The following is a 17,580-nucleotide window of genomic DNA, read 5'->3' on the forward strand; positions in this document are numbered from 1 at the left end:
AATGGGCGGGTAATCAGACATGTCAGCCGGGGATGGACGCTGAAAAGGCGGTGGCGGAGCGCGACCAGGGCACTCCGGGACGTCGTCATGGATGAGCGGGTGCCCCGCCGCTGGGGAGGCGCCGAGGCGCTCGCGCTGGGACGAGGCGGCGTCACAGCGGTCGCTCGTGCGGCGGGCCTGGCGCGCACGACGGTGCGCGCGGGGCACGACGAGGCTGGCCGCGGAGTTGGAGAAGCACGGCTACAATCGGAGACAACAGCACCTGGGTGTCGGTGGGGGTGGACCACGACACGCCCGTCTTCGCCGTCAACGCGAGAAGCCGAGTCTGGAAGGCCGAGTCGCAGCAACTGACGGACGCGATGGGGCTTCGCATCAGCGTCTGCCACTTCCTGCCCGGTACGAGCAAATGGCACAAGGTGGAGCATCGCCTCCCCAGCCACATCCGCATGAACTGGAGAGGCCGCCCACTGGAGGACTCAGTCCATCAACTGCCGCGACAAGTAGACGTGGTGCAGCGCCCACCGGCGCGCGTTGAGCAGCGGGTCCGAGTCGTTGGAGTGCCCGCCGTCCGTGTTCTCGTAATAGAGGTACGGCAGCCCCATGGCCGCCAGGCGCGCCGCGAACTTCCGCGCGTGGCCCGGGTGGACGCGGTCATCCTTGGTGTTGGTGGTGATGTATGGCGCGGGGTAGCGCACGCCCTCGCGCAGGTTCTGGTAGGCGGAGTACTTCGAGATGAACGCCGCGTCCCCGGGCACCTCCGGGTTGCCGTACTCGCCCACCCACGACGCGCCCGCCGGCAGCTTGTGGTAGCGCATCATGTCGATGAGCGGGCTCTCGATGACGGCCGCGTTGAACAGGTCCGGGCGCTGCGTCATCGCCACGCTGGTGAGGACGCCGCCGTTGGAGCGGCCATAGATGCCCATGCGGCGCGGGGCGCTGACCTTCCTCTTCACCAGGTCCTCCATCACCGCCGCGAAGTCGTCGAACGCGCGCTGACGGTGCTCGCGCAGGGCCGCCTGGTGCCAGCGCGGACCGAACTCGCCGCCGCCCCGGATGTTGGCGACGACGTAGGCCCCGCCGCGCGCCATCCACAGCCTGCCCTCCTCCGGCAGGTAGACGGGCGGCTTGGACACCTGGAAGCCGCCATAGCCATACACCAGCGTCGGAATCGTCCCGTCGAGCTTCCGCGCCTTGGGCCGCACCAGGAAATAGGGAATCCGGGTGCCGTCCTTCGACTTCGTCCAGTACTGGTCCACCCGGAGCTTCGAGGCATCGAAGCGCGCGGGCAGCGACTTCACCTTCTTCACCGTGCCCGCCTTCGCGTCCGCCAGCCACAGCGCCGTCGGCTCGAGGAAGCCCTGGGACTTCACGAAGAAGCGCTCATGCGAGGACGACGTCGCGGCGATGGCGACCGAGGCGTTCTTCGGCAGGGCCAGGCGCTTGCGGCGCCAGCGCCCCTTCGCCGGCGTGTAGACGTCCAGCGCGCCCTTCACGTCCTCATAGAGGCTCACCAGCACCCGGCTCCGCGTCGCCGCCACGGCTTCGATGGCCTGACGCGCCCCCGGCTGGAACAGCAGCGTGGGCTTCGCCTTCGCCGGGTCCGCCTTCAGCGCGTCCAGCGGGTACGCCAGCAGCGCGCCCTGCTTGAAGCCGCCCCAGTCCTCCTCGATCGTGAAGACGACCTGCCCCTCCACGAAGGCCTGGAGCGAGGACTTCCGGGGCAGCGGGAGCCGGACGGGCGCCGCGTCGCCCAGCAGGTAGTGCTCCGATTCGAAGAAGGTCACCGCGCGGTTGACCACCACGCCCCGGAGCGCGCCCTCCGAGTCCCGCAGCGGGAAGGCAGACGCGGAGACGTCGGTGCGCTCGCCCCGGAACACCTCCTGCGCCTCCGACAGCGGCGTGCCACGCTTCCACCGCTTGAGCACGAAGGGGTAGCCCGACTCCGTGAGGGTGCCCCCGCCCCAGTCACGCCCCACCAGCAGCGTGTCCGCGTCCAGCCACGACGCGGACAGCTTGCCCTCGGGCACCTGGAAGCCGCCCTCCACGAAGGCCTTGGCGGTGGCGTCGAACTCGCGCAGCTCGACGGCGTCCTTGCCGCCGTTCGACAGGGAGATGAGGCAGCGCTGGTCCGCGGGCGGCAGGCAGTTGCGGCCCTTCCAGACCCAGTTGGCCTTCTCCGCCTTCGCCAGCGCGTCCACGTCCAGCACCGTCTGCCACGGCGTCTGGGCGCCCACGTAGCCCTCCAGCGAGGCGTGCCGCCAGAGGCCCCGGGGGTTGCCCCGGTCCTGCCAGAAGTTGTCCACCCCGCCGGCCCGGAAGCGGGGGCTGGGGATGCGGTCGGTGGAGGTGAGCAGCTCCAGCGCCTGCGCGTGGAAGGTCTCGAAGCGCGGGTCCTTCTCCAGCACCGCGAGCGTGCGCGCGTTCTGGGCACGCACCCACTCGAGCGCCTTCTCCCCGTGGACCTCCTCCAGCCACAGGAAGGGGTCCTGTGTGTCCTCGGCCATCGCCACGGAGGTGGTGAGCAGCCCGGTCAGCAACGACGCCACGTACGCCCTTCTCATGTCCTCATCTCCTGGTGCCCGAGGTGGCCCACCAACAGGCCGAGCCCCCTCCCATTCCCCGACCCTGGCGTCTGTGCCAGGAGCGCCCCGCGAGCGCCCGTCATGGGTGCGTCGCATCGGGGCTGGCGGTGATGGCCCGCGAGGGAGTATGGCTCCCGCCACGTACGTCCCCCCGGAGCGGCCGGCTCCGTGCGCGATGACGTCAGGAGTGGAAGCAGGTGGAGACGACAGGACCCAGCGACAAGGGGGAGCGGCTGTGGCCGTGGGTGGGCGCCGCGCTCGGTGTGCTGTGGTTCCTCGCGGCGGGCGGCGGTCCGACGCTCGACCCCACCCATCTGGACTGGATGGGCGTGGGAGACCCGGCGCAGCACGTGCTCGGGTGGCTGCACTTCCGTGACGCGCCGTGGGGCTTCCCGCTGGGCCGCCCCCCCAGCTTGATGCACCCGCACGTCATGACGGTGGGCTTCTCGGACGCGAACCCCTGGGTGTCGCTCCTGCTCAAGCCCTTCGCTGGCTGGCTGCCACGGGACTTCCAGTTCGTCGGCCCGTGGCTGGCCTCGTGCCTGGCGCTCCAGGGCTGGATGGCCGTGAAGCTGCTGGGCCTCTTCACGCGCAGTCCCCCGCAGCGGCTGCTGGGCGCGGCGCTGTTCGTGTCGGCGCCCATCCTCCTCTACCGCTCCGGGCACGACACGCTCTGCGCGCACTGGCTGCTGACCGCGATGCTGTGGCTGAACCTGCGCCCGCGGGACGACGCCCGGGCCGCGTGGCGCGCGCTGCGGTGGACGCTGCTCGTCAACCTGCTCGCCGCGGGGACGCATCCGTACCTGACGGTGATGGTGTTCGCGCTCGGCGTGGCCCTGCTCGTCCAGGTGCACCGGGAAGGGCACCTGTCCAAGGGCGCGACGGCCGGCGCGTTCGCGGGCCTGGGCCTGACGGTGGCCATCCCCTTCCTCGCCTTCGGCTACATCGGCCAGGGCGTGAGCACGGGCGCGAGCGGCTTCGGCTTCTACAGCGCGGACCTGCTCACCTTCATCAACCCGCTGGGCTGGTCCCGCTGGCTGCCCGCGCTGCCCATCACCCCTGGCCAGTATGAGGGCTTCGGCTACCTGGGCACGGGCGCGCTCGTGCTCGGCGTCGCGGGCGTGCTGGGGTGGCTGACGGGTGGCAGGCCGCGCGACTGGCGCCAGGTGAAGCCCGTGCTGCCGCTGCTCCTGGTGGCGTTCGCGCTGGCGGTGCTCGGCTTCTCGTCGACGATGACGGCGGCGGGCCGCACGGTGCTGACGATGCGCAAGCTGATGGAGCCCGTCATGCCGATGCTCGGGGCCTTCCGCGCGTCCGGCCGCTTCATCTGGCCCTTCTATTACCTGCTGCTGACGGGCGTGCTCGCGCTCGTGCTGTGGCGCTGGCGCCAGCGGCCCCGCGTGGCCACCGCCCTGCTGCTGGGCGCGGTGCTGCTCCAGCTCGCGGACTCTCCGGACGTGTGGGCCCGGGCGCGCTTCGTCGGCGCGCCCTGGCCGCGGCTGAAGGCCCCCGAATGGGAGCAGGTGGACGCCAGCTACCGCTTCGTCACCCTGGTGCCCCCCGTCATCCACGGCTCGCAGAGGCCGTGCGTGGAGAACACCTTCCCGGAAGGGACCTACGTGCGCTTCGGCGACCTCGCCTACCGCAAGGGCCTGACGACCAACAGCGGCTACTCCGCCCGGCTCGACGAGCCGCGCGTCGCGGAGGTCTGCGCCGCGCTCCTGGACGACGTGGAGCACGGGCGCCTGGCGGAGGACACCCTCTACGTGGTCGACACCGCGAAGCTGCCCCTCTTCCAGCGCCTGGGCGACCGCGTCACCTGCGGCGTGCTGGACGGCTACACCGTGTGCGTTCCCGCCCGGGACACCGGCTTGCGCGAGGCCCTGCGGCGCGCGCCGCCGGCGGCGTTCACCCCGGAGCCGCCCGCCTCGGCGGACACCCCTCCCTGAGCCCCCCCATGAGCTTCCAGCCTCCCGTCATCCCCGCTTCCGAAGTCCCCTCGGCCCTGGGCGCGCGGGGCTACGCCGTGCTCACGCGTGAAGGCCTCTGCGAGCTCGCGGGGATTGAGTCCCCAGCGCTAGAGGGCCTGCGGGCGTCCTGGAACGACCTGCCCCAGGATGGCTTCCTCCGGGATGGTGGGCGCTACCGCTCGCGGCGGCACGCCTGCTTCGTCGTGGATGGCGCCTCGGTGACGCAGGTGCCCCACCGCGCGCACTGGCAGCCGGTGGAGTACAACGCGCTGCACGGCGGCCTGGAGCGCTGGTTCGAGCCCGTGCAGCCGGACATCGTGTCGCAGCCGGTGTGGGCGGGGCTGATTCGGGGCCTCGCCGCGTGCTGCTCCCAGCTCAAGGGCGAGCGCCCCTGGTACGTGGAGGCCCACCAGTTCCGCATCGACACCACCGACGGAATCGGCCGGCCGACACCGGAGGGCGCGCACCGGGACGGCGTGGACTTCGTGGCGGTGCTGCTCGTGGGCCGCGAGGGCATCAAGGGCGGTGAGACGCGCGTCTTCGAGGCCCAGGGCCCCAACGGCCTGCGCTTCACGCTGACGGAGCCCTGGTCCGCGCTGCTGCTGGATGACGCCCGCGTGATTCACGAGAGCACGCCCATCCAACCGCTGGAAGGCCCGGGGCACCGGGACACCCTGGTGCTCACGTTCCGTGCAGGGGGATTCCAGGGCCCCGCGTAGCGCCCGGCGGGGTTGTGCTCGCTCCAGGACACTCCCGCGTCCGTCCGCGCGCCTGCCTGACACACGCGCGAACTCCGGCGGGGGGCCTGCGTTGCCAGTCCGCGAGCGCGTCATTAGACGCATCGCGCGAGGCAACCTCATCCACCTTGGAGCATCCCTCACATGATTGTCGGCCGGAGGCTGTCCTGGCACATCATCCTGCGCTACGTCGGCAGGGGCGTGGCGATCCACGTCCTCTTCGCGTTGACGGTCATCGTGGGCTACCGCGTGTTCGACGCCGAGTGGCTGTCCGTCCCCGCCATGCCCGTGTCGGTGCTCGCGGCGGCGCTGGGCGTGCTGCTCGCCTTCCGCAATGGCTCCGCGTACGACCGCTGGTGGGAAGCGCGGTCGCTCTGGGGTGGCGTGGTGAACTGGTCGCGCACCTTCGCGCGGCAGGTGTTGACGCTGCTGCCGCGTCCCGAGCGCGGGGCGGCTGACAGCCTGCAGGAGCTGGCGCCGCCGTCATCGCCCCTGCTGCGCACGGCGGCGGAGCGCTCCAAGCCGCTGCTGACGGTGTCGGGGACGCGGGCGAGCGACGGCGCGGTCCGCGACCAGTTCGGCCAGGCGCGCGTGCACCCGGAGCAGGGCAGTCCCCGGGAGAAGCTCGCCAGCATGCACACCGCCCCCCAGGCGGAGGGCGAGGCCCGCGGCGTCACCGGCGGCCTGGTGACCGACATCACCGAGGACGCACGCGAGCTGGTGTACGCGCAGATTGGCTTCGTGAACGCCATGCGCTGCCACCTGCGGCGGCAGGACCCGCTGCCGGAAATCGTCCCCTTCTTCCGGCCCGCCGTCATCGAGGCGCTGCGCGAGGAGCAGAACGTGCCCTCCGCGCTGCTGCTGTGGATGGGCACGCGCCTGCGCCGCATCTACGGCCAGGTGTCCAACACGCAGCAGGTGCTGTTCCTGCACGTGACGATGGACCGCACGCTGTCCGAGCTGACGAACGTGCTGGGCGCATGCGAGCGCATCAAGAACACGCCCCTGCCCCGCCAGTACGACATCCTGCTGCTGGCCATGACACGGGCCTACCTGGTGCTGCTCCCCCTGGGTGTGGTGACGGAGCTGGGCTGGCTCACCCCCATCGTCACCGCCGTCATCGCGTTCCTCTTCATCGGGCTGGACGCCGTGGGCCGGGACATCGAGGAGCCCTTCGAGGACGACGTCAGCGACACGCCCATGACGGCGCTCTGCCGGACCATTGAAATCAACCTGCGGCAGATGCTGGGAGAAACGGAGCTCCCCCCTCCCGTTCAGCCGCGGAATGGGCTTCTCTATTAAGGTCGTGACGACCGCCGGCCGCATCCCGCTGTTCGAGAACGTGCGAGGCATCCTCATCCTCCTGGTGGTGATGGGGCATGCGATGGAGCCCCTGCTCGGCCGTGAGCCGCTGGCGAAGGCGCTCTATTCGGGCCTGTACCTCTTCCACATCCCCGCCTTCGCGTTCCTCTCCGGGCACCTGTCCCGCGCGGAGGCAGGGCCCCGGGCATTGGGCGCCATCGCCTGGGGGCAGCTCGCGCCGCTGGCCGTGTTCCAGGTGCTGTACGTCACCTTCGACGCGTGGGTGCTCGGCCGCGGGTGGAGCGCGCACTGGCTGGCGCAGCCGTACTGGCTGCTGTGGTTCCTGCTGAGCCTGGGGTGCTGGCGGCTCGCGCTGCCGCTGCTCCTCCGGCTGCCCCGGCCGCTGATGTGGGCCGTGGGGCTCTCGCTCGCCGCGGGCCTGCTGCCCTGGGTGGGATATCTGCTCGGGCTGTCGCGGACCTTCGTGTTCCTGCCCTGCTTCGTCGCGGGTTACCTGACGCGCCGGGAGTGGCTGCTGGCGCCGCAGGCCACGCGGGGGTGGCGCGTGGCGCTCGCGGCGACGCTGGCCGTGGGCCTGGGAGCATGTGTCGCGGCGGTGGCCGTGGGCGCGCTGCCCGCGCCGGGCACGCAGTGGCTGTATGGGAGCAGTGGCTACGCCGTGCTTGGCGTCACCGCGCTCACCGGCATGGCGGCACGCCTGTCGCTCTTCATCGGCGCGATGGCGGCGACCTGGGCGCTCTTCACGCTCAGCCCACGGAGGGAGAGCGCGCTGACGCGGTTTGGAGGCCGGAGCCTGGCGCCCTTCCTGCTGCACGGCTTCATCGTGCGCGCCGCCGAGCACGCGGGCGCGTACATGTTCCTCCAGGGCCCGGCAGGCGTCGGGCTCGCGCTGGGGGCGGGGGCGCTGCTCGCGGTGCTGCTGGGCCAGCCCTCCGTGGTGCAGGCCACACGCCCGCTGTGGGAGCCGCGACGGCTCTTCCAGCGGACGCGTGACGCCGTGCCGGGCCTGGGCCGCTGAGCGCGCCTACTTCTTCCCGTACTCCAGCTTCACGCCCTTGCGCTTGGCGTAGATGTACGCCTCCATGGCGCGCATCCGCGGGTCGCCGTCCGCCAGCGGCCTGCCGCGCACCGGGTTCTCGATGCACCAGTTGATCATGTCGCGCAGCAGCGCCACGCGGCCAAGCTGCACCTGGTACTTCGGATACGTCTCCGGGTGCGTGTTGGACGCGTCCGGGTGGCACATGTCACAGGAGATGCCCACCGTGCCGCCAATGGCCGCCGCGTCGTGGAAGACGCGGTGGCCTTCATCCACGAACTGCTGCGTGGAGGCGGCCCAGATGGCCTCGTCCCGGTCGGAGAACGCGCCGTAGGTGTGGCCGTCCTGGATGGGCGCGGACAGCTCCTTCTTCACCTCCGCGCCGCCGCTCTCCGGCGTCACGCCGCCCGGGCGCACCGTCTGGCTGGACGCGGGCGCGGGCGGGCGCGGCTGCTGGGTGCGCGGCGTGGTGGCGCCCGGCGCGGGCGCCTGCGCCACCAGGGGCACTGCATCCCAGTGGGCGTCGGGGTTCTTCCGCAGCCACTCCTCCATCAGCGCGCCCGACACGTGCTGGGCCTGCGCGCGCGTCAGCGACTGGCCGGCCTTGACGCCCTTCACCTCCATGGACGTCTCGCCGTCACACAGCCCCACCACGAGGTTGCCGTCCTTCGACACCGGCAGCTCGTGCTTCTTCACCTCGGGCGGCTGGGCGGCGGCCGCGTTCGGCGGCGTCGCGGGGCCGGTGGCCAGCGCCGCGCCTCCCACGAACGACAGCAGGGCGCCCGTTCCCACAAGCAGCTTCATTCGGAAGGTCATGGTGTCCCCTCGCGCTTAGTAGCTCGGCAGCCTGGTCCGGGGTGGCACGTCCTGCTTCCCACCCGACGCGAGGTAGCTCGCGCGCACGGAGATGGGGTTGCGCTCCCAGAGGTTGTACAGCTTGTCCACCATCCCCGACGCCAGCACGTCCATCCGCCCGTCTCCGCAGCCGTCGAACTGGCTGAAGGGGTCCGCGCGGTTCATCTGCACCGTCAGCCTCGGCAGGCCCTCCGGCGCGTAGGGCCAGGGCCACGCGGTGGACAACATGCCGTGGAAGCTCATGTTGCCAATGCGGTTGCTGAGGAGCTGGTGCGTGTGGCCGTGAATCACCGTCACTGTCTGGAACGGCTTGAACAAGGCCTGCACCTCGTCCGCGTCGTCCGTCCAGAAGTTCCAGGGCCGGTAGTACTTGTAGAGCGGGGAGTGGCTGAAGACGATGATGGGCGTCGCCTTGTTGGTCACCTTCGCCAGGTCCTGACGCAGCCACTCGCGCTGCGGCGCGCCGACCTCGAAGCGGGACTGGATGCCGTTGTCCAGGCCGGCGACAATCTGCATCCGCTCCTCGGGCGTGAGCTTGCGCTCCGTCCAGAAGTCCTTCTCCAGGATGGAGTTGAGCACCACGAAGTGGACGCCCTTGTGGTCGAACGAATAGTTCGGCGGGCCGAACAGGTCCGTCCACAGCTCGCCCATGTCGAGGAACCAGTCGTGCTCGCCCACCATCATCCGGATGGGCGCCTTCACGGCCTTCAGAATCTCCGCGCCCAGCTTCAGCTCGCCCGGCTTGCCCAATTGCGCCAGGTCCCCGCCGAAGAGGACGAAGTCCGGCTGCGGGTCCAGCGCGTTCACGTCATCCACGGCCTTGAGGATGGCGCGCACGAAGCGGTCATTGAGCTTCTTCTCGTACAGGTGCGTGTCGGAGATGTACGCGAAGGAGAAGCGCGGCTTCGTCCCCTGCGCCTCCGCCACGTTGACCAGTTGGAAGCTGTGCGGCGTGCGCAGGCCCAGGCCCGCGGCGATGCCGGCGGAGATGCCGGCCACGCGGAGGAAGGCGCGGCGGTCCAGCTTCTTGAGGTCCTCGAAGAAGGCGTCGCGCTCGGCGTGGTGCTTCGTCTCGATGCTGCGGAACTTGTTCCCCATGGCGGCGTCTCCTAGGGCCTGGACGTCGAGGCGGGCTTCACGAGCGTCTCGGTGCCGTACACACCGATGTCCGCCGGGTTCTTCACCGACAGGTCCGGGTTGGGGGCCAGGTCTCCCAGGTTCCCCGACTTCCCCATGGCCACCGCGGTGTCGCGCTCCGGGCGCTTGTGCTTCAAGCGGCGCTGGCGGGCCTGCTCCTTCGCCGCGTACTTCGCGAACCGCGCGTCGGTGAGGGTGAAGAGGAAGGCCACCACGTCGTCGATCTCCGCCTCTGTCAGTCCCAGCCGTTGCATGCCGCCGTCCAGGTACGGGTTGGGCACGCCGCCCTTGTTGTAGTGGTCCATGACGTCCCACAGCGTCGTCAGGGTGCCGTCGTGCATGTACGGGCCGGTGATGGCGATGTTGCGCAGGGTGGGCGTCTTGAAGGCGCCCACGTCGTTCTCCTGCTTCGTCACCAGGAAGCGGCCCAGCTCGGAGAAGCGCGTCTCCAGCGCCAGCTCGTCAATCTGCTGCGCGTCGCCGGTGCGGACCACCTTCAGGGCCTCGCGGGCCAGCTTCACGAAGTCCTGCTTGTGCGCCGCGATGCCGATGTTGTGGAACTTCTGGTCGCTGAACAGCGGCGACACCACGTTGCCCGCGTGGCAGGTGTTGCAGCGGGCCTTGCCGTTGAACAGCGCCCAGCCCCGGCGCTCCGCGGCGGTGAAGGCCCTGGAATCTCCGGTGATGAAGCGGTCGAACTTCGCGTCGCCGGAGTAGAGGGTGCGCTCGAAGGCGGCGATGGCGGCCGCCAGGTCGTCGAAGTTCACCTCGCGGCCAAAGACGTTCTGGAAGTCCCGCACGTACTCCGGGATGGCCTTCACCTTGGCCACCACCGCCGCCTCGTCGGGCATGCCCATCTCCCGCGGGTTGAGGATGGGCAGCTTCGCCTGGTCCTCCAGCGTGGACGCGCGGCCGTCCCAGAACTGGGAGGCATTGAAGAGCGCGTTGAGGAGGGTGGGGCTGTTGCGCGTCACCTTCTGCCCCTTCACGCCTTCCGACACCGGCTTCGCGTCCGTGAAGCCGAAGCGCGCGTCATGGCAGGTGGAGCAGGACACGGTGTTGTCCACCGACAGGCGCTGGTCGTTGAAGAGCTTCTCCCCCAGCAGCACCCGCTCCGGCGTGGGCGCGAGGTCGGCGGGGACGGAGAGCTTCCACAGGACCTGGGACACGCCCGGCGGCAGGTCGTCCGGCAGGGACACCGCTCTCCGCTCGGCCGGCTGGGCCTGCCCGGCTTGGGCGAACAGCAGGACGGCGAGCGACAGTGCAACGCCACACGGCGGGCGCATGGTCTCCCCTCCCCACCAGCCACGTTCCACGCCGCGAGGAAGTCGCGCCGCCCGGCCGGGGTCAGTTCTTTCCTGAAAACATCATTGTCCCCGACCCGCGGTCCAGGGTGCGTTCGCGAGACTGTCCATCAATGGAGCAAAGGCAGACACCGTGCGTGGGCTACCGAACATCCCGGCCGCGCGCATCTTTCGCCAAAGGAGGGCGTCATGTGGGACCCGGGTGAGCTGCGCGAGGGCATGGCCGTGAGGGACGAGCACGGGCGGAGGCTCGGCACGGTGGTGCATATCGGTGACACGCACTTCGAGCTGGAGCAGGGCTGGCCGCCCAGCCGCGACTTCATGGTGAGCTTCCACCTGGTGGCGCGGGTGGACCAGGGCGAGGTGTTCCTCCACCCCGGCCATGGCGCCACCGTCCCCACGGAGGACGAGCCGACCGACAGCGGCGCGTACATCTGAAGGCTAGCGTCCGGGCAGGCGCAGGTCCCGGGAGACGAAGAGCAGCGCGGACGCGGTCGCCGGCGCGAGCACGGCCACCGCGATGATGGCCCAGTCCAGCGTGCTGCTGGCGAGCGGTACGTTGTAGGTGACGGCCTGGACGAACGTCAGACACGCGTCCGCCGCCGTCAGGCCGCCCAGCACCGTGGCCAGCGAGTCCCGCCAGCGGCGCACCAGCGAGAAGAGGCCCACCGTCAGGCCCACGTCGAACAGCACCCACGCCCACTGCACCTGGACGGACGGGAACCAGCGCGCCGTGGACGGCAGCGCCAGCAGCGCGGTCCACGGGACGAGCAGCACGGCGAGCGTATGCACCAGCAGGCGGGGACGCCGCAGCAGCGTGGCGACGCCGAAGCGCAGCAGGCTGCCTTGCGCGAAGGCCCGCAGGGCGTCGTACACCGCCGCCAGCCCGCCGCGGGGCGAGGGGTGGGACAGGTGGATGGGCACCCAGGCGTCGGGGCGGAACTTCGCCTTGAAGGTGCGCAGGCCCTCGAAGTCGAAGAGCGGCCGGCCGCACGCGCGCGCCAGCCGCAGCCAGGGCCGCACCGGCCCCGCCAGCGGCGCCAGGCCCAACGTCACGTAGCGGCGCCCGGAGCTGGCCGCCGCGCGCATGGCCGCGTCCACCAGCGACTCCGCGGTGCCGTTGGGCGCCTCCGGGTCCCTCAGCAGGTCCTGGAGGAACCAGCCCTCGCGCGCGTACACGGGGGACACCGACAGGAAGCCCACCACCGCGCCGTCCACCTCCGCGACGAAGGCGTGCCGCTCGCTCGCGAAGGCGTGGGGGCGGAGCTGGACCAGGAAGCCCATGGGCGCCATGCGGCGGGACGCCAGCCAGCGCGCCTTCAGCAGCTCCACCGCCCGCCGCGTGGGGTGGCGCGGGTCCCCCAGCTCCGAGCCGGGCACCTCGCGCACCGTCACGCCCCGCGCCCGGGCGCGGCGGAGCTGTTCGCGCAGGCTGCGGCTGCTTCGCACGACGTCACTCCAGCGGACCGGGTCCCAGACAGGCTGCTCGCCGATGGACAGCGACGGCATGGGCACGCGCTCCAGGAAGCGCGGCTCGGTGGCGAAGAAGCACACGCGCCGGCCCACGGCCCTCGCGGCCACGCGGAAGCCCTCCGTCACCTGCGCCAGGCGCTCCGGCGCGGCGATGGGCGCCCCGGCCGCCACCCACGCGCCGCCCGTGTCCACGTAGGCCACGCACGCGTCGCCCGCCGGGTCGAACCAGTAGCGAAAACCGGGCTGAAGCACCTGGAACGAGGTGGCATTCCAGCCATACCGGCGCAGCAGCTCCAGCACCTGCGCGCGCGGCGCCGGGTCCGCCGGGGCCTGCTCTTGAAGACGTCCTTCCACGCGCGACAGAAGGTATGTGCCATCCCCCGGGGTCCGCAAACGGGAACACGGCCTGGCCTGTCATGGGCCGCGCGCGCTCACCCAGCCCTCCCCCGGGCCGGGCGGCGCGCCGGAGGCCGGCGGCCTGTAGCCAGTGGCGGGCACGGGTGGGAAGCTTCCGGCTGGACGGATTCGCCCTTGCCCTTCGCCTACTACGACACCCTCACCCCCGCCCAGCAGCGCGTCTACCGGATGAGTGACTCGGTGAGCGCGCTCCGGCTCCGCGAGCCCCGGACGCTGGAGCCCCTGGTGTCCGCGCTGCGCGAGGCCCTGGCGACGGGCCGCCAGGCGGACACCGAGCGCGCCACCGCCCGGCTGAGCGACGCCCTCTGCGAGCGGCTGGACGTGTTCCCACCCCGGCTGGAGGTGCTGGAGGTCCGCCCGTCCTCGACGACGGGCGAGCTGCACGGCATGTACACCCTGGAGCGGGGCCGCCGCCCCCACATCCAGCTCTGGATGCGGACGGCGAAGCACGCGCGGGTGGTGGCCTTCCGCACCTTCCTGCGCACCCTGCTGCACGAGCTGGGGCACCACCTGGACTTCCTGGTGCTGGAGCTGCCCGCCTCCTTCCACACGGAGGGCTTCTTCCAGCGGGAAGCCAGCCTCTTCCACCAGCTCGTGCCCCGCCCGGCCCGGCCACGGCGTTCCAGGGCCGGCAAGGGTGTGGCGGAGGACACCCCTGACATAAGTCCAGGCAGGCGGCGGCGCCGAGGCTAGATTCCGCATCCCTATGGCGCACCCGACCGAAGACAAGAACTTCCGCCTGCCGACCTCCATCCGTCCCCGCCGCTACGCGGCCACTCTGACCCTGGACCTGGACGCGAAGTCCTTCTCCGGGCAGCAGACCATCGACCTGGACGTGTCGGCGCCGTCGAACGAGCTCATCCTGCACGGCATCGCGCTGGCGCTGAGCGACGTGACGTTCCGCGCCGGGGGCCAGTCCCGCAAGCCGGCCTCCATCCAGCCCGTGGCGGTGAGCGAGACGGTGGTGCTCCGCTTCGATGAAGCGCTGCCCGCGGGCGCCGCGTCGCTGGACGTCACGTGGACGGGGCGCTTCACCGAGGGGCTGCGCGGCCTGTACCAGGCGGGCAAGGTGGCGGCCACCCAGTTCGAGGCCGCCGACGCGCGCCGCCTCTTCCCCTGCTTCGACGAGCCCGCCTTCAAGGCGCGCTGGGCCCTCACCGTGCGCGTGCCGCGGGGCCTCACCGTGCTGGGCAACGGCCCGGTGGTGAAGGAGACGCAGGAGGGCCCCCTGCGCGCGGTGACGTTCCAGGAGACGGAGGTGCTCAGCAGCTACCTCATCGCCCTGGTGGTGGGCCCGCTGGTGGGCACGGACGCGCAGGACGTGCAGGGCGTGCCGGTGCGGACCTGGGCGCTGCCGGAGAAGGCGCACCTGACGCGCTTCGGCCAGGACGCGGCGCTGGCCGTGCTGCCCAGGCTCCAGGACTACTTCGGGCTGCCGTATGCCTTCACCAAGGTGGACCAGGTGGGCATCCCCGACTTCGAGGCGGGCGCCATGGAGAACGCCGGCCTGATTACCTACCGCGAGGTGGCGCTGCTGCTGGACCCGGCCACCGCGCCGCTGTCGGTGAAGAAGCGCGTGGCGGAGGTGGTGACGCACGAGCTGGCGCACCAGTGGTTCGGCAACTGGGTCACCATGGTGTGGTGGGACGACCTGTGGCTCAACGAGGCCTTCGCCACGTGGATGGCCTTCAAGATTGTTGACCAGTGGCGCCCCGAGTGGCGCATGTGGCTGGACTTCGACGCGCACCGCGCCAGCGCGCTGCACCTGGACGCGCTCAAGTCCACGCACCCCATCCACGGTGAGGTGCGCAACGCGGGCGAGGCCGGAGAGAGCTTCGACGCGATTACGTACGAGAAGGGCGGCGCGGTGCTGCGGATGATTGAAGGCTTCCTCGGGGAGGGCCCCTTCCGCGAGGGCATCCGCCAGTACATGCGCAAGCACGCGCGCGCCAACGCGGTGAAGGAGGACTTGTGGAACGCGCTGGGCGAGGCCGCCGGGCAGCCGGTGGAGGAGCTGGCCACGGCGTGGGTGGGCCAGAGCGGCTTCCCGCTGGTGACGGCGAAGCTGGACGGGCGCGGCCTGTCGCTGTCGCAGCGGCGCTTCTACACCGAGCCCGGCGTGCGGAGCGGTGAGACGTGGCCGGTGCCGGTGGTGCTGCGCTACGAGGACGCCACCGGCGCGCGCGAGCAGCGCGTGCTGCTGCGCGACGCGCAGGCCACGGTGAAGCTGGAGGGTGAGGGCGAGGTGAAGTGGCTGACGGCCAACGCGGGCTCCACCGGCTTCTACCGGGTGGCCTACGACAAGCCGGGCATGGAGAAGCTGGCGGCGAACCTGAAGGCGCTGGCGCCCTCCGAGCGCATCTCCCTGCTGGCGGACCAGTGGGCGCTGGTGCGTGCGGGGGAGGCGTCGGTGGCGGACCTGCTGGACCTGGCGGGCCGCTTCGGCGACGAGGAGGACGACTCCGTCCTGGACGAGCTGGTGGGCCGGCTGGCCTACATCGAGAGCCGCCTGACGGACGGCGAGGACCAGGTGCGCTTCCGCGCCTGGATTGAGGAGCTGCTGGGCCCCGGGCTGAAGAAGCTGGGCTGGCAGCCGGTGCAAGGCGAGGCGGACCGGGTGCGGCTGCGGCGCGCGTCGCTGGTGCGCGCGGTGGGCGGCATCGCGCGCGGCCAGGACGCGCTCGCCGAGGCCCGGCCCCGCGTGGGGCGCATGCTCCAGGGCGAGCGGGACGCGCTGGAGCCCAACCTGCTGGACGCCGCGGTGGGCATGGTGGCGCGCGCGGGCGACGCGGCGCTCTTCGACACCATCCTCCAGAAGATTCCGTCCGAGCCCGACCCCGCCACCCAGCGCCGCTACCTGCTGGCCCTCACCGCCTTCGAGGCGCCGGAGCTCACCGAGCGCGCGCGGGGGCTGCTCTACACGGACACGGTGAAGACGCAGGACGTGTCCAGCTTCGTCGCGGGCCTGCTGGGCAACCGCGTGGGCCGCGACGCGTGGTGGGCGCAGATGCGCACGCAGTGGAAGGACGTGGTGGCCCGCACCGGCGGCGCGCCCATGCTGCTGCGCCGCATCGTGGAGGCCATGGGCCTGCTGCGCACGCGCGAGCACCTGGAGCAGATGCAGGCCCTGCTGAAGGCGCACCCCATCCCGGAGGCGCAGCAGGCCACGGCGCAGACGCTGGAGCGGCTGTCGCAGGACGTGGCGCTGCGTGAGCGCTGCACGTCCGAGGTCTCCGCGTGGCTGAAGCGCCAGCCGTGAAGACGACGCTGACGGAGGCGAGCCTCTCGGGAGTCCGGGAGGCCCTGCGCCAGGCCAACGCGGGGTTGGAGCGCGCCTACCCGGGCGACTCCACCCAGCGGCAGCCGGTGCACGTGGTGTACGGCGGCGCGCACCTCTTCCGGGCGGAGACGGCCCGGAAGCTGGGCGGCATCGCGCTGAACACGCTCAAGGAGTACGCGCCGGACGCGCCCGTGCTGGCCCACGGCCTGGGGCTGCCCCAGCGCGGCCGCTTCGCCCAGCGCGTCTACGCGCGCGTGGTGGCCAAGCTGGAGCGCGAGCCGGTGGAGGACTTGCGCATCGACTTCGAGGACGGCTACGGGCACCGCTCCGACGCGGAGGAGGATGGGCACGCTGTGTCCGCGGCGGAGGAGCTGGCGCGCGGACTTGCGCTGGAGCTGCTGCCGCCCTTCATCGGCGTCCGGGTGAAGTCCTTCACCGAGGAGCTGTTCGACCGCGCCACGCGCACGTTGGACCTGTTCCTCACCACGCTGCTGGAGCGCACGGGCGGGAAGCTGCCGCCCGGCTTCGTCGTCACGCTGCCCAAGGTGTCGCTGCCGGAGCAGGTGGCGGCGCTCGCCCGCGTCCTGGAGGTGCTGGAGACGCGGCACGGGCTGTCAACGGGCGCGGTGGGCATCGAGCTGATGGTGGAGACGCCCCAGTCCCTCTTCGACCAGCAGGGCCGGCTGCACCTGCCCACGCTGGTGGCCGCGAGCGCGGGCCGCTGCACCAGCGTCCACCTGGGCATCTACGACTACACCGCCGCGCTGGGCGTCAGCGCGCACGCGCAGACGATGCTGCACCCCACCTGTGACTTCCTCAGGGACTTGGCGCAGGTGTCGCTCGCGGGCACGGGCATCCGGCTGGCGGACGGCGCCACCAACGTCATGCCGGTGCCGCCGCACAAGGCGAAGCCGGACGAGCCGCTGCTGCCCACCGAGCGCCGGGAGAACCTGGAGGCCATCCACCGCGTCTGGCAGTTGTCGTACCGGCACATCCGCCACTCGCTGGAGCGGGGTTGGTACCAGGGTTGGGACTTGCACCCCGCCCAGCTCCCCGTGCGCTACGCGGCGGTGTACGCGTTCTTCCTGGAGGGGCTGGACGCGGCCTCGCGCAGGCTCCGGGCCTTCATGGAGAAGGCCGCGCAGGCCACGCTGGTGGGAGACGTCTTCGACGACGCGGCCACCGGCCAGGGCCTGCTCAACTTCTTCCTGCGCGGGCTGAGCTGCGGCGCGCTCACCGAGGACGAGGTGCTGGCCGCGGGCCTCACGCTGGAGGAGCTGCGCAGCCGCTCCTTCCGGGACATCGTGGCGTCACGCCGCGGCCGGGCGGCGGCCGGGTAGGGCCTTCGTCATGCGGCGCTTCGCTCTGCTGCTGTGCCTGGGCTCCGCCTGTGCCGGACCGTCCGTGACGACGGTCCGGCCGGAGCCGCCCGTGTCCCAACCGCCGCCCCCGCGAAGCCACCCGCG

General features: G+C 71.6%; 13 protein-coding genes and 2 pseudogenes. 10 read left to right on the plus strand and 5 right to left on the minus strand.

Annotated features, from left to right (window positions below; all coding sequences use genetic code 11):
* Window positions 1-32: 32 nt before the first annotated feature.
* Together MYMAC_RS38820 and MYMAC_RS38135 are read left to right on the plus strand one after the other, a co-directional pair.
* A pseudogene (locus MYMAC_RS38820) lies at window positions 33-213 on the plus strand (ISAzo13 family transposase); the annotation flags it as partial.
* Window positions 214-254: 41 nt separating this feature from the next.
* Window positions 255-470: pseudogene (locus MYMAC_RS38135) on the plus strand (ISAzo13-like element transposase-related protein); the annotation flags it as partial.
* A gap of 6 nt (window positions 471-476) precedes the next feature.
* On the opposite strand, the gene MYMAC_RS32840 reads toward MYMAC_RS38135, so the two are convergent.
* The gene (locus tag MYMAC_RS32840; protein WP_095960921.1) at window positions 477-2,561 is read right to left on the minus strand and encodes a prolyl oligopeptidase family serine peptidase; all 2,085 of its coding nucleotides are present in this window, start codon (window positions 2,559-2,561) and stop codon (window positions 477-479) included.
* A 218-nt stretch (window positions 2,562-2,779) separates the two neighbouring features.
* Between MYMAC_RS32840 and MYMAC_RS32845 the strand changes: the two genes are divergently transcribed.
* From MYMAC_RS32845 to MYMAC_RS32860, 4 genes are all read left to right on the plus strand, one after another.
* The gene (locus MYMAC_RS32845) at window positions 2,780-4,531 is read left to right on the plus strand and encodes a DUF6311 domain-containing protein (RefSeq protein ID WP_095960922.1); all 1,752 of its coding nucleotides are present in this window, start codon (window positions 2,780-2,782) and stop codon (window positions 4,529-4,531) included.
* Between the two features lie 8 nt (window positions 4,532-4,539).
* Window positions 4,540-5,271 carry a 2OG-Fe dioxygenase family protein gene (locus MYMAC_RS32850; protein WP_095960923.1) on the plus strand — a complete coding sequence of 244 codons (732 nt, stop codon included), beginning with the start codon at window positions 4,540-4,542 and terminating at the stop codon, window positions 5,269-5,271.
* 162 nt (window positions 5,272-5,433) lie between these two features.
* Window positions 5,434-6,591, plus strand: a complete 1,158-nt coding sequence (locus MYMAC_RS32855) for a bestrophin family protein (protein ID WP_095960924.1) — start codon at window positions 5,434-5,436, stop codon at window positions 6,589-6,591.
* Complete coding sequence (locus tag MYMAC_RS32860; RefSeq protein WP_239989162.1) at window positions 6,575-7,630, plus strand: acyltransferase family protein; 1,056 nt, start codon at window positions 6,575-6,577, stop codon at window positions 7,628-7,630. The genes MYMAC_RS32855 and MYMAC_RS32860 overlap by 17 nt, the downstream gene beginning before the upstream one ends.
* Before the next feature lie 6 nt (window positions 7,631-7,636).
* On the opposite strand, the gene MYMAC_RS37430 is transcribed toward MYMAC_RS32860, so the two are convergent.
* Genes MYMAC_RS37430 through MYMAC_RS32875 form a run of 3 tightly spaced genes read right to left on the minus strand, consistent with a single transcriptional unit; the run spans window position 7,637 to window position 10,926 of the window.
* A complete protein-coding gene (locus MYMAC_RS37430; protein ID WP_275663087.1) occupies window positions 7,637-8,452 on the minus strand; it encodes a cytochrome C in 816 nt (271 codons plus the stop codon).
* Window positions 8,453-8,479: 27 nt separating this feature from the next.
* On the minus strand, window positions 8,480-9,601 hold the full coding sequence (locus tag MYMAC_RS32870) for a metallophosphoesterase family protein (protein WP_095960926.1): 1,122 nt from the start codon (window positions 9,599-9,601) through the stop codon (window positions 8,480-8,482).
* 11 nt (window positions 9,602-9,612) lie between these two features.
* Complete coding sequence (locus MYMAC_RS32875) at window positions 9,613-10,926, minus strand: cytochrome-c peroxidase (protein WP_095960927.1); 1,314 nt, start codon at window positions 10,924-10,926, stop codon at window positions 9,613-9,615.
* A gap of 207 nt (window positions 10,927-11,133) precedes the next feature.
* Between MYMAC_RS32875 and MYMAC_RS32880 the strand changes: the two genes are divergently transcribed.
* On the plus strand, window positions 11,134-11,382 hold the full coding sequence (locus MYMAC_RS32880; RefSeq protein WP_013937541.1) for a hypothetical protein: 249 nt from the start codon (window positions 11,134-11,136) through the stop codon (window positions 11,380-11,382).
* Window positions 11,383-11,385: 3 nt separating this feature from the next.
* Here the strand turns inward: MYMAC_RS32880 and MYMAC_RS32885 are convergent, their stop codons facing one another.
* Complete coding sequence (locus MYMAC_RS32885; RefSeq protein ID WP_095960928.1) at window positions 11,386-12,771, minus strand: phosphatidylglycerol lysyltransferase domain-containing protein; 1,386 nt, start codon at window positions 12,769-12,771, stop codon at window positions 11,386-11,388.
* 177 nt (window positions 12,772-12,948) lie between these two features.
* Here MYMAC_RS32885 and MYMAC_RS32890 point away from each other — a divergent pair, with 177 nt between their 5' ends.
* Genes MYMAC_RS32890 through MYMAC_RS32900 form a run of 3 tightly spaced genes read left to right on the plus strand, consistent with a single transcriptional unit; the run spans window position 12,949 to window position 17,454 of the window.
* A complete protein-coding gene (locus MYMAC_RS32890; protein ID WP_013937539.1) occupies window positions 12,949-13,527 on the plus strand; it encodes a hypothetical protein in 579 nt (192 codons plus the stop codon).
* Window positions 13,528-13,540: 13 nt separating this feature from the next.
* Entirely contained in the window at window positions 13,541-16,093 is a 2,553-nt protein-coding gene (locus MYMAC_RS32895) for a M1 family metallopeptidase (RefSeq protein ID WP_095960929.1), read from the plus strand.
* Complete coding sequence (locus MYMAC_RS32900; protein WP_239989163.1) at window positions 16,090-17,454, plus strand: DUF6986 family protein; 1,365 nt, start codon at window positions 16,090-16,092, stop codon at window positions 17,452-17,454. Before MYMAC_RS32895 ends, MYMAC_RS32900 begins: the two co-directional genes overlap by 4 nt.
* Window positions 17,455-17,580 lie beyond the last annotated feature (126 nt).

The organism is Corallococcus macrosporus DSM 14697 (assembly GCF_002305895.1).
In the GTDB taxonomy this organism is placed as follows: Bacteria; Myxococcota; Myxococcia; order Myxococcales; family Myxococcaceae; genus Myxococcus; species Myxococcus macrosporus.

Coding starts and splice junctions, on each gene's coding strand:
- MYMAC_RS32840 (WP_095960921.1), bottom strand. CDS start 2,561: ATGAGAAGGGCGTACGTGGCGTCGTTGCTGACCGGGCTGCTCACCACC.
- MYMAC_RS32850 (WP_095960923.1), top strand. CDS start 4,540: ATGAGCTTCCAGCCTCCCGTCATCCCCGCTTCCGAAGTCCCCTCGGCC.
- MYMAC_RS32855 (WP_095960924.1), top strand. CDS start 5,434: ATGATTGTCGGCCGGAGGCTGTCCTGGCACATCATCCTGCGCTACGTC.
- MYMAC_RS32860 (WP_239989162.1), top strand. CDS start 6,575: ATGGGCTTCTCTATTAAGGTCGTGACGACCGCCGGCCGCATCCCGCTG.
- MYMAC_RS37430 (WP_275663087.1), bottom strand. CDS start 8,452: ATGAAGCTGCTTGTGGGAACGGGCGCCCTGCTGTCGTTCGTGGGAGGC.
- MYMAC_RS32870 (WP_095960926.1), bottom strand. CDS start 9,601: ATGGGGAACAAGTTCCGCAGCATCGAGACGAAGCACCACGCCGAGCGC.
- MYMAC_RS32875 (WP_095960927.1), bottom strand. CDS start 10,926: ATGCGCCCGCCGTGTGGCGTTGCACTGTCGCTCGCCGTCCTGCTGTTC.
- MYMAC_RS32880 (WP_013937541.1), top strand. CDS start 11,134: ATGTGGGACCCGGGTGAGCTGCGCGAGGGCATGGCCGTGAGGGACGAG.
- MYMAC_RS32895 (WP_095960929.1), top strand. CDS start 13,541: ATGGCGCACCCGACCGAAGACAAGAACTTCCGCCTGCCGACCTCCATC.